We start from the raw sequence: 15729 nt of genomic DNA, 5'->3' as shown, positions 1-15729 counted from the left end.
CGTCTTCCGGCGAGCAAAGACGACCGGCACTGAGTCCGGCCGCTCGGTATCTCAGGCCGCACGCACGGCCTTCAATGGGATCTCGATATCGACTTCCAGCGTCGACACGTTCTCGCCGCGGTCCATCTTGACGCTCACTTTGTCGCCATCCACCTGGACGTGCTTGGCGATGACGGCGAGAATCTCTTCCCTGAGCTTCGCCACCAGGTCGGAGTGGCCGACCGATGCCCGCTCGTGAGCGAGCAGCACCTGCAGTCGCTCCCGCGCCATCGGCGCCGACGTTTGTTTGCTAAAGAAGCGGAATATGCTCATGCTGCCCTCCGTCCGAATATTTTGCCGAAGAGGCCGCGCTTCTCGCCCGGAATGGTCATGGGGACGGTCTCGCCGGTCAGACGGCGGGCGGCGTCGAGATAGGCGAGCGCCGGGGCGCTGCGGCTGTCGGCAAGGGTGACTGGTGCGCCGACATTGGAAGCGCGCAGCACATCCGTGCTTTCAGGAACGATGCCGATGAGCGGTATCGAAAGGATCTCGAGAACGTCGTCGACCTTCAGCATGTCGCCCCGCTCGGCGCGTGCTGCGTCGTAGCGGGTGAGCAGCAGGTGCTTCTCCACCCGTTCGCCGCGCTCGGCCCGTTCGGTCTTGGCGTCTAGCAGGCCAATAATCCGGTCGGAATCGCGAACTGAGGAGACTTCCGGGTTGGTGACGATAACGGCGATGTCGGCATGGCGCATGGCGAGCGTCGCACCGCGTTCGATGCCGGCGGGGCTGTCGCAGATGATCCAGTCGAAATGCTTCTTGAGCTCGCCCATCACCCGCTCGACGCCCTCGGGAGTCAGGGCGTCCTTGTCGCGCGTCTGCGAAGCGGGCAGCAGGAAAAGCGTCTCCAGGCGCTTGTCGCGGATCAGCGCCTGCGGCAGCTTGGCATCACCCTGGATAACGTTGACGATGTCATAGACGACGCGGCGCTCGGCGCCCATGACGAGGTCGAGATTGCGCAGGCCGACATCAAAGTCGACCACCACAGTCTTTTCGTTTCTCTGCGCCAGCGCCGCACCGAGCGCGGCGGTCGATGTCGTCTTGCCGACGCCACCCTTGCCTGATGTCACAACGATTACTTTCGCCATATTCCCGCTCCTGTCCGCTGGCCGGCCGCCGGCTCAGTTAAGTCTTTCTGCCATGATCGAATCGCCCTCGAGCCAGAGTTGCACCGCCTGACCGCGAAGGTTGGGCGCCATGTCTTCGGCCGTCTTGTAGACTCCGTCGATCGCCAACAACTCCGCTTCGAGCCGGCGGCAGAAGATCCGCGCCGACGCGTTACCGACCGAGCCGGCCAGCGCCCGTCCCCTGAGCGTTCCATAGATGTGAACCGAGCCGCCGGCGATGATCTCCGCGCCAGAGGCGACCGAGCCGACAACGGTGACGTCACCCTCGGGAAAGATCACAGACTGCCCGGAGCGCACGGGCTCGCGAATGACGATCGAGGAGATCGTCCGCGCCGCTTGCGCCTCGGCCTCATGGGCCGCCGCTTTTTCGTTGGCAGGCCCACTCGCGTCGGACCCGGGCCCCACCTCCGGTATCTCGATGTCCGGAGCCGGTCGACCGCCTCGCATCGCTGGCGGCATGCCCGGCTCGAACAGTGACGGACGCCCGCCCTCGATGCCCATAATTCGGACATTGCGCTTGCCGAGTTCGTCGATCAGGTTCTTCAGCTGCGCCCGGTCGATTTCGATGTCCGCGACGTCGAGGACCACCGGCCGCCCCAGGAAGAACCCCGCCGACCGCGAGGCCAGATCGTCGAGACGGGCAAGCCAGGCTTCGAGCGGCGGCTCTGGCGAGAGCACCAGTGCAAGGAACGAGCGGCCCTTGATGCGTATGGAGCGGGTGTCTGTTAGCACTTTGGTCATCTACGTTAATTTTCCGTTGCCTAGATGTAGGCGAGTCACGGTTAACAAATGGTTAATTCCGCTACCCTGCACGGGGCTGGAGAAAGGTGTCGACGAGGCGGAGTACACCTTCTGTCCGACACGGTTTGATAAGATTTTCGGGGGAGAACAAAGCGTTGCGCGAACCGGCTCAAGTGCGATGCGTTCGAAAACGCCGAGCGCTTGCGCGTGCGCTAATTCGGAGCAGATGCGGTATCCGTTCCGGCGAGGGTGAGCCAAGGAGAAAACCCGGGCGCTCGGCGAGCGCCCGGCGCGGTCGAATCAGCCGCCGATCTCTGCGATCGGTTGCACGAGTTGCGGCCCGAGATGCAGATACCGGGTCGCCTTGCGTTTGGCGGCGACATCGGCCCATACGCGTTCAACCTGAACTGCCGTCAGGTTCGCAACGCGGCCGACCTGTTCGGCGCTCAAGCCATTGTTCAGACCGTAAAGGCAGAGGTCCATGCGGTCGTAGGGGAGCGAGAAATAGAACTCCTCCTGCGTCTGCTCGAGCGAGTAGGTGTCCGTGGTCGGCGGACGGCGGCAGATTTCATCGGGCACGCCGAGATAGGCGGCAAGCGCATAGACCTGGGACTTGTAGAGATGCGCAATCGGCTTGACGTCCGCCGCACCATCGCCGTTCTTGACGAAGAAGCCCTGATCGTATTCGAGCCGGTTCGGCGTACCGAGCACGGCGAAATTGAGCCGATCGGCGTGATAATATTCAATCTGCTTGCGCGTACGCTGTTTCATGTTCGTCGCGGCGACGATGCCGAGATAGACCGAAGGCGACATGCGCAGCTTCGTGCGATTGCCCTCTGGGTCCTGGACCACCAGCGAGGAAATATTGTAGCCGTCGCCCTCGAGCGCATTGGCGATAACGATCTTCGAAGCCCAGCCCGGCCCGTAATCCGGCACGAGTTCGCGGATGAAGGCGTCGCGGCGCTCGTAGCAGCCCATTGCCGCAAGCGTCGGGCCGATATCCTCGATAATCGCCTCAACGCCGAACGTGTCCGCCACCAGGCGACCGAGGCGCAAGCTTTCCGGATCGGAATCGTTCTCCGGCATGAAGAGGCAGAAGACATTCCTGGCACCGACGGCGCGGACCGCGAGCGCCACCGACACGCTCGAATCGATGCCTCCCGAAAGACCGAGCACGAGACCACGCTTGCGCATGCCGCGCAATTGCGCACGCAGACCCGCGACGATGCGGTCAGTCTCTGCCGCCGCATCGATCTTCAGGGTCTCGGCGGAGAAAACGAAACGCTCTTGGTCCGGGCGGATATTCATTCGGCGGGCTCCAATGTTTCGGCTGCCAGCCTGCGGCTGACCTTGCCAGTGTCGGTCTTCGGTAGCTCGGTGCGAAATTCCACGATCTTCGGCACCATGAAATCTTCGAGGTGACGGGCGCAGTGGCGGATGACGTCCTTCTCGCTGAGCGTCGGATCTGAGAGGACTACCAGCGCGCCGATCGCAGCCCCGAGCACCGGATCCGGAACGCCGATGACGACAGCTTCGGCGATCCCCGGATGGGCGTGTAACACGGTCTCGACCTCCTTGGGCGCGACCTTCTCGCCGCGCGTCTTGATGATGTCGTCCTTGCGCCCGACGAAATAGAGGTATCCCTCCTCGTCGGCGCGGAAGAGGTCGCCGGTATAGAGCACCTTTTCCCACGGGTTTGGTCCTGGACGCAGCATTCGGTCGGTCGCCGCGTCGTTTCGCCAATAGCCCTGCATGACATGCGGGCCGCGGATGACGAGTTCTCCGGCCACGCCCGGCGCCACGCACTTACCCTCGTCGTCGACGACGAAGGCTTCCGTGTTCGGAATGGCGATACCAACCGAGCCCGGCCTCCGGTCGAGCTCCTCAGGTGGCAGATAGGTGCAGCGCTTGCACTCTGTAAGGCCGTACATCGAATAGAGCCTGGCCGACGGAAACAGTTCCCTGAGCCGCGCAATATGGGCCGGCGGCAGCGCGGCGGCGGTATTCGAAATATAGCGTAGGCTCGGCAGGAAGCCGGGCTCGAGATCGCGCATCTGCAGCATCAACGCGGCCATGGTCGGCACCAGCGGGAACCCGGTGACACCTTCGGCGCGAATGCGCTCAAAGATTGCCTGCGGAAAGGCGAAGGACTTTTCGAGGACGAGAGTGGCACCGAGACGGATCGCCATCAGCAATTGATAGAGACCGTAGTCGAAGGCGAGCGGCAGGACGTTGAGGATAACGTCGTCCGGCCGATTGCAGAGATAGGTAGTGATCGACTCCGACGCCGCATCGATATTGCGATGGGTCATCATCACGCCCTTCGGACGCCCGGTCGAGCCGGAGGTGTAGATCAGCATGGCAAGGTCGACGTCGATGCCGCCATGCGCCACAGGCGCCGGCGCCGTCGTCAGGCACTCCTCGAAGGATGCAGCCCCGTCAGGCATGCGGCCGCCGGGCGCCGCGGTCGAGACGACGAAGGGCGCATGGCCGAACGAAAGCGTCCGCGCCTCGGCAACGACCGGCATCAGCTTTGCTTGCGTCAAGATCGCCGCCGCCTCGCAATCCGTGATGATATAGGCGAGCTTGTCAGCCTTGGTGGAGGCGTTGATCGGGCTGAAGGTCGCTCCGGTCTTGAGGGCCGCGAAGATCGAGACCGCCGCTTCCCAGCAATTATCCATGAAGACGAGAACGCGGTCGTTCCGCTTGATCCCATTGGCGGAAAGCGCCGCCGCAAGACGGCTCGAAAGTTCGTCGAGCTCTTCGTAGCTCAGCCGTCTGCGGTCGGTGACCAAGGCGGTCTTGGCACCATTCGCTGTGGCGTTCCTCAAGAGGAATTGCTCAAACCTCATGCCCGTAAGCCCCGCTCTGCAACCGCTTCAGGCCGTGACCGGCACTGCGGCCTTCGCTTCGATGAACGTCGTGATGCGCGCAAGCGAGTCGAGATTCGCCGGAACGATGTCGGCGTCAACCATCACGATCCCGAACTGGTCCTCGATGAAGGCCACGAGTTCCAGTACACCCGTGGAATCGATGATGTCGTTTTCGATCAGCGACGCCGTATCGGCGAGCTCGTAGGAGGTATCGCCGAACAGGAAATTTTCGATGATGAAGGTTCTGACCTTGTCCTTTACCGTCTGCGTCATGTCCTTTTCCTTTCTGTCGGTTCAAGCGGCAGCCGCCTTGCGGCCGGCACCGGTAAATGTCTGGAGCCATAGTTGTGTCGAGAGGATGCCGACGAAGGCGGCATTGTCGCGGAAGCCCGAAGCCGGCCGGGTGCGGCACTTTTCATGGAGCTTCGCGACAGCCTTGGCATTGAAGAGGCCGGCGGCGGAGACGGTCTTCTCGCTCAGCGCATCGCGAACGTAATCGAAAGCGCCCGGACCGCTGAAGGAATGGCTGTCCGGCGCACGATACGGCTGCTTCGTGCGCTTGCCGATCATGGGCGGCAGGAGATCCTTGGTGGCCTCTCGAAGAATGTGCTTCTCGGTCAGGCGCTTGAGTTTCATCTCCGGAGGCAGCTTCGCGGCAAACTCTACCAGACGGTGGTCGAGGAAGGGGAAGCGGCCCTCGATGCCGTGTGCCATAGCCATGCGGTCGCCCTGGCTCGAGAGGATGTAACCTGGCAGCAAAAACCGGCTTTCCAGATATTGCGCCTGGTGCAGCGGATGCCAGCGCCCGAAGTCCTTTGGTAGGCGGCCGATCAGTTCTTCGGTCGCGTCGTAATCCTCGAGTTCGGCGCGCAACTCGGCGGAGAAGAAGAGCTTTGTCGCCGCCGTGCCCTTGAAACGCGGCCGGTGCGAGAAGAGCGGATCATTCAGCGGTTCATCGCCGGCGCCGAAGAAGGCGGCGAGGTATTCCGGCGACTGTTGCTTGAGGCCAGGCAGATAGGGATAGAGCTTGCGAAAGAGATGCGGCCTTATGCGCGAGCCCTGCTGGCGGCCGCAGAAACGGCGCACGCGCGCCTCCTTGAAGATGTCATAGCCGGCGAATACTTCGTCGGCGCCCTCGCCGGTCATCACCACCTTCAGTCCCGCCTCCTGCACCAGCCCGGACAATTGGAAGAGCGGCGCGGGCGCGGTGCGGATAATCGGACGTTCGGTGAAACGGATCACCTCGGGAAATACCCTGGCGATGTCGCCTGCACTGCAGGCAACAGCACTGTGTGCCGTGCCGAGCGCCGCGGCCATTTCCAGTTGGAATGCGCTTTCGTCGTGTTCGGCGCTCTCGAAGGTGACCGAGAAAGTCCGAAGTCGCTGCGGCGTCATGCCGGCCGCGAGAGCCGAGACGATCGAGGAATCGAGCCCGCCGGAAAGATAGGCCCCGACCGGCACGTCGGCGCGCATGCGGATGCGCGTCGCATCCGCCAGCAGCGCGCGCAGGTCCTCGGCCGCGCCTCTTTCATCCGTATATGCAGGCGTCTCGCTGCGGTCCGCAAATTGGAGTCGCCAATAGGCGCGCGTGGTGACGCCGCGCTCGTCGGCGATCATCAGGTGCGCCGGTTCGAGTTCAAGGATATTGCGGAAGGGCGTGCGGGGTGCGATCGGCGCCCAGAGAGTGAAGATCTGGTCGAGCGCGATCGGGTCGATCTCAGCTGTCACGCCGGGGACCTCGAGCAACGCCTTGACCTCGGAGGCGAAATAGAGCGTGCTCCCCTGCGTCGTGTAGAACAGCGGCCGCACGCCCATGCGGTCGCGCGCCAGCATCATCCTGCGGCGCCTGCTATCCCAGATCGCGAAGGCGAAGTCGCCGTTGAGCAATGAGACGCACTCTTCGCCCATCTCGTCATAAAGATGGAGGATCACTTCGGTGTCGCTCGAAGTGCGCAAGCGCCGGCCGCGAGCCTTAAGCTCGTCTCGAAGTTCGACATAGTTGAATATCTCGCCATTGAAGGCGATCGTCAGTTCGCCACTCGGATCCGACATCGGCTGCTGCCCGTCGCCAAGTCCGACGATCGACAGCCTTACATGGCCAAGCCCCGCCTGCGGCGTAGCGAAAACGCCCTGCTCGTCCGGCCCACGATGGGCAATCGCTGCCGTCATCCGTTCGAGAAGGGCCTTTCCGTCTCGATTTGAACCAAAATAGCCGCTGAAACCGCACATGCCAGATCTGCTCTCACGCCCCAATCGCGTGGAAACTATAGACCGAATGAAAGCAGCAAGAGTTAATCGCGAAAGAAACCTTCGATGATGGTAAACTATTAAAATTCGACAGAAGGAATTAATAATCGATCAAGCTTCCGGACTAACCGGCGAGATTACGCAATTCTTATTAAAACTTTACTTTATACCGCACCGTTGAGGACGGCACCTAGCGGCCATTTACGCCGTCTATCTCACGCCGACGCGGCGAACGCACTACTTTCCATTTTATTAACCGAATCCGTTCAATCTTCACCATCGAAGCACATGATGAGCTACGACTGGACCGGCATACGCACACGCCGGATCAAAATTATGAGATACGGAATTGCCGCCGCCTTGACCCTATGCCTGCTTCTGGGCGCGGCGTCGGTGACCTTGCACGCCTTATAGGAAGCAGAAAAGATCACCTGATGGCGCATCCTGTTGGCGCATAGTGAGGCTGACCTGCCGGGTTAACACCTGCAATGGGTGGCAGAATATAAGCCGCTCGATTGCGGTCAGCGCATCCGTCGAATGTAGCCTGCAGCACCAATTGATGAAGAGCTTAGCCTTGACGGGTGGGCGCTCCAGGAGTGGAATCCACTATGAGGCGCAAGCCTGAGGCTGCCGCTATCGCAGTTTCTGCGGCGGCGGCCTCACCAGTCGAGGACATGTCGAATGCGGAGCAAGTAAGACGAGCGCATCGGCCAAAAATCGGCCCGCCTTTCGAAAAGCCCGATGCGTGGGTCCGAAGACTTACAGCATGCGTCCTTAAGGAACGCACGGTTGTAGGCTGTTGCAACTGCAGCGGCGCTATGGCCATCGCAACGGCTTGAGCATTCGCAATGGAACCAAAATTGCACTTGCGTGTTCCTGGGGAGCCGCCACGGGAGGGTTCATATGCAGTCAAGATATATGCAAACGGATGTGTTCCTGCGCCTCGAAAGAGAATGGCAGAAGATGCGCCAAGCCGAGCGTCATCTGGAGCTCGAGGCCGAGCGGCCAAAGTCCGACGAAACCGGGTTGGAACCGACCGCCCCCGTAGGAAAGCACGACGAATTTAATTCCCACGCTGCGGATGGAGCGTCTCTCCACGCTTGAGCATTGCGACAAAAGACTCGATCTTTTTGCGCCGCCCTGCCTCCGTCTTCACATGGTGCAGGCGGAAGGCCAGGGCGTAGCGGTTCTGGGCACTCAATTTGTCCAGCATCACCCTGGCTCGCGGCTCGGCGTCTATGGCGACCTGCAGATCGTCGGGGATCTTCATCTCCCGGCCGCTCTCATAGGCACGGTCCCAACGCCCGTCGGCCTTTGCTGCTTCGACCTGCTTGAGCCCATGTTCCGTCATCCGGCCCGCTTCGAGGAGGCGCTCGACATTGTCCACGTTGATCCGGCTCCAGATGCTTTTACGGCCACGCGGTGTGTAGCGCTGCAGATAGCTCTTCTCGTCGAAACCCTTCCGCAGACTGTCGATCCAGCCCCAGCAGAGCACGACGTCGATGGCTTCCTTGGGTGTGATCGATCGGAGTCCGGAGCCAACCTTGTGGACCTTTATCCAGACTTCGTCCTGCTTGTCATGATTTTGGCCGAGCCATTGATAGAAGCTTTCCGCGTCCTCGAAGGAGCGAACCTTCTCGGGATTGAGATAAACAGGCGTCATTGCCGGGCCTCATATTCAGGTAGGCGGGCAGGCTCGCCTCATTCGCTGTTCTGCCGCCACCCCAGATGACGGACTGTCGCTCATCCGGATGTCACGGTCAATCCGGCCGTCGCGGCCAGAAGCGGATCGAGGCGGCTCCTATTCCCGTCACTGCGGCGCTGAAAGTCGTCCGGGGATTTGTCGACTCCGAGGAAGCCGAAACGTCCTACCGGCTGTCCCTTAGGTCGGGACCGATTTGAGCAGACATGCAGCAGCACGTCCACGCCATCGAAGGAGGCTTCCATGCCCAAAGTCATTTCCCATCTCTGGTTTCCGGAGCAAGCACAGCAGGCGGTCGATTTCTACGTCTCTGTCATTCCGAATTCGAGCCAGTCCTCGGCAACGACCGTTCCTGCGGAGACGCCGAGCGGGCCTCCCGGCCGCGTCAAGGTGATCGAGTTCACGCTGGACAACCAGAATTTCATCGCACTGGAAGCCGGACCTCTCGAGGCATTCAACCACGCCTTCTCCATCGTCGTAGAATGCGACAGCCAGGAGGAGATCGACCGCATATGGGACGCCTTTCTCGGAAATGGCGGCACGGCGGAACAATGCGGCTGGCTAAAGGACCGTTGGGGGCTTTCCTGGCAGATCGTGCCGCGCGTGCTCGGCGAAATGATGATGAGTGCCGATCGCGAGAGCGCCAAGCACGCAACGGAAGCTATGCTAGGCATGGTGAAGCTCGAGATCGCCGCGCTCCAGCGCGCGTTTCAGGGCAAGGGCTGAGCGCCTCAGTTCACGACATCGTGGCCGCTCCCGCCGCAGGGATTTCATGATCTTGCCCGACGACCCGGATAAACTCCAAGTCATCGGCGCAAGAAGGAGCGGCTCCATGGCAATCACCCGGCGCATCGCATTGCAGGCGCTTGGTCTCGCTACCCTGCTGCCGCTTCTGCCAGGCCGAGCACTCGGGCAGCGCAATGTGCTCACCCGGACGATCCCCTCCAGCGGTGAGGCGATGCCGGTGGTCGGCCTCGGCACCTGGATCACCTTCAACGTCGGAAACGATCCGGTGCTGAAGGACGAATGCGCCGCCGTGATGGCGGCCTTCTTCGAGCACGGCGGCCGCATGATCGACTCTTCGCCCATGTACGGCTCTTCACAGCCGACGATCGGCTACGGGGTCAAGAAGCTCGGCCACCCGAAGAGGCTGTTTTCGGCGGAGAAGGTCTGGATTTCCGATCCGGAGCGAGGCGCCGCACAGATCGAGGCGTCCCGAGCCTATTGGGGTGTTGCGAAATTCGACCTGATGCAGGTGCACAATCTCGTGTCCTGGGAAGAACACCTGCCGGCGCTCTTCGACATGAAGGCTGCGGGGCGGTTGCGCTATGTCGGGATCACCACATCGGAAGGGCGCAGGCATCGAGAGATCGAACGCATCATGGCAAGGGAACCGATCGATTTCGTTCAGATCACCTACAACATTCTCGATCGCGAAGTGGAGCAGCGCATCTTGCCGCTGGCCGAAGAGAAGGGGATCGGAGTCATTGTCAACCGCCCCTTCCGGCAGAAAAGGCTCATTAGGCGTTTCGAAGACGAGCCGCTGCCGCCCTGGCTCGCCGAGACAGGCGCGCGCAACTGGGCGCAGTTCCTGCTCAAATTCATCATCTCGCATCCAGCGGTTACCTGCGCCATTCCCGCCACCACGCGCCTCGACCATGTGCGGGAGAACCTCGAGGCGGCGACAGGCATCCTGCCGGATGACGGTTTGCGCCGGCGCATGGTCGGCTACGTGGAGTCGCTCTGACGGCGCGCCGCGCGGGCGCTGCTGCATGTCTCCTTAGACCGACGGCGATTAAGAAAAGCGACATGCAACACTTCAAAGTGCCACACCAATCTTAGCTGTCTGATAAGACGGGGCGGCGCTGCAGGATGCCTGCTGATGGAAATCTGGACGACCTACGATCTTGTCGACTTCCTGATGTTCTCACCGCGCGTCTATTTCCGCCTGATCGAGCGCTACAATCAGGCGGTCTGGCCGCTGCAAGTCGTCTTTGTCACGGGCGGCCTGCTCGTGCTGGCCCTCACGAGAAAACGCAACCGTGCTGTCGTCCTACCCGCGCTGGCAGTGGCCTGGGCCTTCTGCGCCTGGCAGTTCCTGTGGGCGCGCTACGCCGTCATCAACTGGCCGGTGTCCTACGCGGCCGCCGCTTTCCTCCTGCAGGCGGGCCTGCTGATCGCGAGTATCGGCCGGGCGAGTGCGCCGGCACCGTCGGCGACGCGGTATTATGGCGGCATCGGCCTGATGCTCTTCGGGCTCGTCGCCTATCCTTTGCTGGCTCCCCTTGCCGGCCGGTCCCTCGCCTCAGCCGAAGCCTTCGGCCTGATGCCGGATCCAACCGTGGCGACCACGCTCGGCGCGCTCCTGGTGCTGTCACCGAAAACGCCCTGGCTGCTGCTGCCGGTTCCGCTCCTCTGGTGTGCCTTCAGCGGCCTGACGCTCTGGGCCCTGCAGGATGCCGGCGCCTGGGCGCCGTTCGCCACCATCATCGCAACGCTCGCGCTCTTGCTGGCAGGCAACCGATAGCGGCGTCACTCCTTCACCGCACCAGTCATCGACGACACGTAGTAGTCGACGAAGAACGAATAGAGGATGACGACGGGCAGCGAGCCGAAGAGTGCGCCCGCCATCAGCGCGCCCCATTCGAAGACATCGCCGCGTACGAGTTCCGTCAGCACGCCGACAGGCACGGTCTTGTTTTCCGACGACTGGATGAAGGTCAGAGCATAGATGAACTCGTTCCAGGAGAGCGTGAAGGCGAAGATGCCGGCCGATATCAGTCCCGGGACGGCAAGCGGCAGGATGATCTTGACGAGGATCTGCCAGCGCGACGCGCCGTCCACAAGCGCGCTCTCCTCAAGCTCGAAGGGGATCGAGCGAAAATAGCCCATCAGCAGCCAGGTGCAGAAGGGAATGAGGAAGGTCGGATAGGTGAAGATCAATGCCAGCTTGGAATCATAGATGCCGAACTTGAAGACGATGAAGGCAAGCGGGATGAAAAGGATCGACGGCGGCACCAGATAGGCGAGGAAGATCATCAGCCCGACCGGCCGCGCGCCGGTGAAGCGCACCCGTTCGATTGCGTAGGCCGCGAAAATCGAGGCGGCCAGCGATAGGATCGTCGAACCGATGGCCACCAGCATCGTGTTCCACAGCCACCCCGGATAGGAGGTCTCGAAAAGCAGGTATTTAATATGGTCGAGCGTCGGCCCCACCACCCAGAAGGGGCTGTAATTGTTATAGTCCGTCAGCTGTGCATTCGGTTTGATCGCGGTGATCGCCATCCAGTAGAACGGAAAGAGCAGCACGAAGACGAAGACGGCCATCGGCAGGTATAGCACGACGATCCTTCGCGGCAGGCGGTTCAGATAGCTCATGCCCTCGGCGGTATCGGTGAGGACCTCGTCTTCGATTTTCGTCATGGTGGTGTTCATTGTCCCCTCCCGCTCAATCCTGGCCGCCCTGCTGCCACTTCCGGCGTTGCAGCCCGAAGAAGCTGAACATGATCGCAGCGAGCAGGAAGGGGATCATCGCGACGGCAATCGCCGCCCCTTCGCCGAGCTGGCCGCCCGGAATGCCGCGCTGGAACGAAAGCGTCGCCATCAGGTGCGTCGCATTCACAGGGCCTCCCCTGGTGAGGACGTAGATGAGCTGGAAATCGGTGAAAGTGAAAAGCACCGAGAAGGTCATCACCACGGCGATGATCGGCGTCAGCATCGGGAGCGTGACGAAGCGGAAGCGCTGCCAACTCGTGGCCCCGTCGAGGGAGGCCGCCTCCTGCAGCGACGGCGGGATCGTCTGAAGGCCGGCAAGCAGCGAGATCGCGACGAAGGGGATGCCGCGCCAGACATTGGCGGCAATGACCGAAGCGCGCGCATTGGTCGGATCGCCGAGGAAGTTGATCGGCGCGTCGATCAGGCCGAGCTGCATCAGCGACCAGGAAATGATCGAAAATTGCGAATCGTAGATCCACCAGAAGGCAAGCGCCGAGAGCACCGTCGGCACGACCCAGGGCAGAAGAACGATCGCGCGGAAGAAGGATTTGTACGGCAGGTTCTCGTTGAGCAACAGCGCCAGCCAGAGGCCCAGCACGAACTTCAGGATCGACGCCACGAAAGTGTAGAGAAGTGTGTTGAACACCGAGAGCCAGAAGACCGAATCCCGCGCCAGGAATACGTAGTTCTCAAGGCCGATGAAGATGCCGTCGCGACCGATGCGCGTATCGGTGAAGCCGAGCCAGACGCCGAGGCCCAGAGGATAGGTCAAGAAGCAGATAAGGAAGACGGCGGCCGGCAGCATGAACAGGAGGCCGAGCACATTGTTGTTCTGCATCAGCGACGCTATTGCGCCTGGCGGCTTCTCGGACGACGTGAGGGACATCGGTCTTCTCCGGCTGAAGTGAATTGCGTCGGCAGGCACAGCCGCCGACGCCTTTGCGTGTCGCGGCGGTTTTCACCGCCGCCGCCCGATCGCTAGACGCGATAGTAGCGGTTTGCCCGCCGCTCCGCTTCCGCCATCGCCTCTTCCGGCGTCATCTGACCGGTCACCGCCGCGGCGAACATGTCGACCAGCACGTAGTCTGCCATCACGCCGGCGGAAGCATAGCCGAGCGGTCCGGCATAGCCGTTTGGCCGCAAGGTTTCGGAGGCCTTCGCATAGGGCGCGTGGATCGGATCCGCGGTCCAGATCGGGTTGTCGGCAAAGGCCTTCAGCGGCTGGCAGCAATAGGCGCTGGACCCTTCGATCCAGGCGTTCATCTGATCGCCCTCCATCATGAACTTGATGTAGGCCTTGGCCGCTTCCGGATATTTGCTATGGTTGAAGAGCAGGATAGAGCTCGTCTGGTGAAGCTCGACGCTTTGCCCGACCGGCCCGATCGGGAAGTTGGTCGAACGGAGATCTTCCGCAATCTCCGCAAGCGCCGGGTCCTTTTTGGCAGCATAGTAGAGCGATACGCCGTTCGCCGTCAGTGATATCTGACCGGCGAGGAAGGCGCGGTTGTTGTTGATGTCGAGCCAGCTTTCGGTTCCCGGAATAAAGGTCTCGTAAAGCTGCTTGGCATAGTTGATCGCGGCCAGCGTCTCGGGGCTGTTGATGGTGACTTTACCGTCCTCGTCGACCATCTTGCCGCCATGGCTCCAGAGCAGCCAATGGGCATAGTTGTTGCCGTCGCCGACGGCCTTGCCGTGCGGGAAGCCGGCCGGGGTTCCCTTGGCCTTCATCGCCTTGCAGAGCTCGAGGAAGCCTGCCGTGTCCTCGGGGAATTCGCTGAATCCGGCGGCTTTCATGTGGCTGTCGCGATAGCAGACGGCGTTGCCGATCGCGGTCAGCGGCATGGCGATGAACTTGCCGTCCCGGGTCGCATAGCCCTTCAGGCCATCGTACCAGCCGCCATATTTGTCGCCGAGATAGTTGGCGAGCTCCGTCAGCTCGACGAGCTTGTCGGGATATTGATGCGCATCGTCAAACCAGCACAACACCATGTCGGGTCCGGAGCCGACATTGGCGGCGACGGCTGCCTTCGGGCGAATGTCCTCCCAGCTCTCCTTGTCGATGCGCACCTCGACGCCGGTCGCCTCGGTGAACTTCTTGGTATTGGCAAGCCAAGCATCTTCGTCGCCCTGGACGAAGGGGGCCCATCTCAGCAGCCTGAGGCTTGCACCCTCCTCGGGCGTATAGGTCGGCTCTGCTTGCGCGAAGGACGGGCGAGCGCTGAGCGGAAGCCCGGCCATGCCCGCGAGCGCCGCGGAACCTGCGAGGAAATCACGTCTCTTTATCGGCATTGGTACTCCTCCTTCATTCAGCGGGAGCATCTTCTTCCCGCATCCGCCGCCCCGCTTGACGAATGCACCCGATGCCCGGCACATCGCCGGGGCATCGCCCGTGCAAATCGAGGAGGGCTCCTCCCCCTCCCCGTCGGCCGCACGGCTTCAATCGATCAGTCGCCGCCCGGTTTCGGCGTCGAACAGGTGAACATGCTGGCTGTCGATCGCTAAACGGATCGTCTCGCCGGGCCTGGCGTTGACGCGTTCTCGGAACACACCGGTCACCTCCGCGCCGCCGAGTTTCACGATCATTTGCGTCTCGTAGCCGGTCGGCTCGATCACCACGACCTCGGCCGGCAATCCGTTCGGATCGAGGGACAGGTACTCGGGCCTGAGGCCATAGATGAGATTGCGCCCTCGTGCCGCGGCGGCAGGGCGCGCTACTGGCAGAGCCGTGCCGTCCACCGACAAGAAGGCGTTAGGATTATTCGCATCGAGGCGGCCGTTGAGCATGTTCATCGCCGGCGAGCCGATGAAGCCGGCGACGAAAAGATTGGCCGGCTGATCATAAAGGTCGAGCGGAGCGCCGATCTGCTCGACGATGCCGTCATGCATGACAACGATCTTGTCGGCCATGGTCATCGCCTCGATCTGATCGTGGGTGACGTAAACCGTCGTCGTCTTCAGGCGCTGGTGCAGTTCCTTGATTTCTGCCCGCATGGCGACACGCAGCTTCGCGTCGAGGTTCGACAGCGGCTCGTCAAAGAGGAATACCTGCGGATCGCGCACGATCGCGCGCCCCATCGCGACGCGCTGGCGCTGCCCGCCGGAGAGTTGGCGCGGATAGCGGTCGAGCAGCCTCGACAGACCGAGAATGTCAGCGGCCGCGCCGACGCTCTTGTCGATGTCCCCCCTCGCCGATCCTTTCAGCATCAGCGAGAAGGCCATGTTGTCTCGGACCGTCATATGCGGGTAGAGGGCGTAGTTTTGGAACACCATGGCGATATCGCGGTCCTTCGGCGGCAGCCGATTGACGACGCGGTTGCCGATGCGGATCTCGCCAGCGGTAATGTTTTCGAGCCCGGCCAACATCCGGAGCAGGGTCGACTTTCCGCAGCCGGACGGGCCGACGAGAATGACGAACTCGCCATCCTCGATCTCGATATTCACGCCCTTGATGACCGGGAAAGCTCCGAAGGACTTCCTGACATCGACAAAATCCACGCCTGCCATTTAC

The 15729-nt window shown here is 61.8% G+C and carries 15 protein-coding genes; 3 read left to right on the top strand and 12 right to left on the bottom strand.

The genetic code is table 11. The annotated features are described in order from the left end of the window. Window positions 1-51: 51 nt before the first annotated feature. The 8 genes from minE to SJ05684_RS19355 form a co-directional block, all read right to left on the bottom strand. Complete coding sequence (gene minE / locus SJ05684_RS19395) at window positions 52-312, bottom strand: cell division topological specificity factor MinE (protein WP_034854494.1); 261 nt, start codon at window positions 310-312, stop codon at window positions 52-54. Then, window positions 309-1124 (bottom strand): septum site-determining protein MinD, encoded by an 816-nt coding sequence (gene minD / locus SJ05684_RS19390; RefSeq protein ID WP_034854495.1) that lies wholly within the window; start codon window positions 1122-1124, stop codon window positions 309-311. Before minD ends, minE begins: the two co-directional genes overlap by 4 nt. Window positions 1125-1157: 33 nt before the next feature. Then, a complete protein-coding gene (gene minC, locus SJ05684_RS19385) occupies window positions 1158-1904 on the bottom strand; it encodes a septum site-determining protein MinC (protein ID WP_034854496.1) in 747 nt (248 codons plus the stop codon). A gap of 300 nt (window positions 1905-2204) precedes the next feature. Then, window positions 2205-3212 carry an NAD(+) synthase gene (gene nadE, locus SJ05684_RS19380; protein WP_034854497.1) on the bottom strand — a complete coding sequence of 336 codons (1008 nt, stop codon included), beginning with the start codon at window positions 3210-3212 and terminating at the stop codon, window positions 2205-2207. Further along, window positions 3209-4756 carry a class I adenylate-forming enzyme family protein gene (locus SJ05684_RS19375; protein ID WP_034854498.1) on the bottom strand — a complete coding sequence of 516 codons (1548 nt, stop codon included), beginning with the start codon at window positions 4754-4756 and terminating at the stop codon, window positions 3209-3211. Before SJ05684_RS19375 ends, nadE begins: the two co-directional genes overlap by 4 nt. A gap of 27 nt (window positions 4757-4783) precedes the next feature. Beyond that, window positions 4784-5050, bottom strand: a complete 267-nt coding sequence (locus SJ05684_RS19370; RefSeq protein ID WP_034854499.1) for an acyl carrier protein — start codon at window positions 5048-5050, stop codon at window positions 4784-4786. Window positions 5051-5071: 21 nt separating this feature from the next. Beyond that, entirely contained in the window at window positions 5072-7006 is a 1935-nt protein-coding gene (asnB, locus tag SJ05684_RS19365) for an asparagine synthase (glutamine-hydrolyzing) (RefSeq protein WP_034854500.1), read from the bottom strand. A gap of 1081 nt (window positions 7007-8087) precedes the next feature. Continuing rightward, on the bottom strand, window positions 8088-8687 hold the full coding sequence (locus SJ05684_RS19355) for a YdeI/OmpD-associated family protein (RefSeq protein WP_034854501.1): 600 nt from the start codon (window positions 8685-8687) through the stop codon (window positions 8088-8090). A 282-nt stretch (window positions 8688-8969) separates the two neighbouring features. On the opposite strand from SJ05684_RS19355, the gene SJ05684_RS19345 reads away from it, so the two are divergent. From SJ05684_RS19345 to SJ05684_RS19335, 3 genes are all read left to right on the top strand, one after another. Next, window positions 8970-9452 carry a VOC family protein gene (locus SJ05684_RS19345; protein ID WP_034854503.1) on the top strand — a complete coding sequence of 161 codons (483 nt, stop codon included), beginning with the start codon at window positions 8970-8972 and terminating at the stop codon, window positions 9450-9452. Between the two features lie 106 nt (window positions 9453-9558). Beyond that, window positions 9559-10473: an aldo/keto reductase gene (locus SJ05684_RS19340; RefSeq protein ID WP_083846125.1), complete on the top strand. Its 915-nt coding sequence runs from the start codon at window positions 9559-9561 to the stop codon at window positions 10471-10473. Window positions 10474-10608: 135 nt separating this feature from the next. After that, window positions 10609-11253 (top strand): DUF6064 family protein, encoded by a 645-nt coding sequence (locus tag SJ05684_RS19335; protein WP_034854504.1) that lies wholly within the window; start codon window positions 10609-10611, stop codon window positions 11251-11253. A gap of 5 nt (window positions 11254-11258) precedes the next feature. On the opposite strand, the gene SJ05684_RS19330 is transcribed toward SJ05684_RS19335, so the two are convergent. The 4 genes from SJ05684_RS19330 to SJ05684_RS19315 form a co-directional block, all read right to left on the bottom strand. After that, window positions 11259-12161, bottom strand: a complete 903-nt coding sequence (locus tag SJ05684_RS19330) for a carbohydrate ABC transporter permease (protein ID WP_034854505.1) — start codon at window positions 12159-12161, stop codon at window positions 11259-11261. Between the two features lie 13 nt (window positions 12162-12174). Beyond that, window positions 12175-13107, bottom strand: coding sequence for a carbohydrate ABC transporter permease (locus SJ05684_RS19325; protein WP_034854506.1), 933 nt, complete (start codon window positions 13105-13107; stop codon window positions 12175-12177). 92 nt (window positions 13108-13199) lie between these two features. After that, window positions 13200-14510 carry an ABC transporter substrate-binding protein gene (locus SJ05684_RS19320; protein WP_034854507.1) on the bottom strand — a complete coding sequence of 437 codons (1311 nt, stop codon included), beginning with the start codon at window positions 14508-14510 and terminating at the stop codon, window positions 13200-13202. Window positions 14511-14657: 147 nt separating this feature from the next. Then, entirely contained in the window at window positions 14658-15725 is a 1068-nt protein-coding gene (locus SJ05684_RS19315; RefSeq protein ID WP_034854508.1) for an ABC transporter ATP-binding protein, read from the bottom strand. Window positions 15726-15729 lie beyond the last annotated feature (4 nt).

This window comes from Sinorhizobium sojae CCBAU 05684 (assembly GCF_002288525.1).
Classification (GTDB): domain Bacteria; phylum Pseudomonadota; class Alphaproteobacteria; order Rhizobiales; family Rhizobiaceae; genus Sinorhizobium; species Sinorhizobium sojae.
Note: the sequence above shows the minus strand (reverse complement) of the source record. Positions and strands in the feature narration are given on the sequence as shown.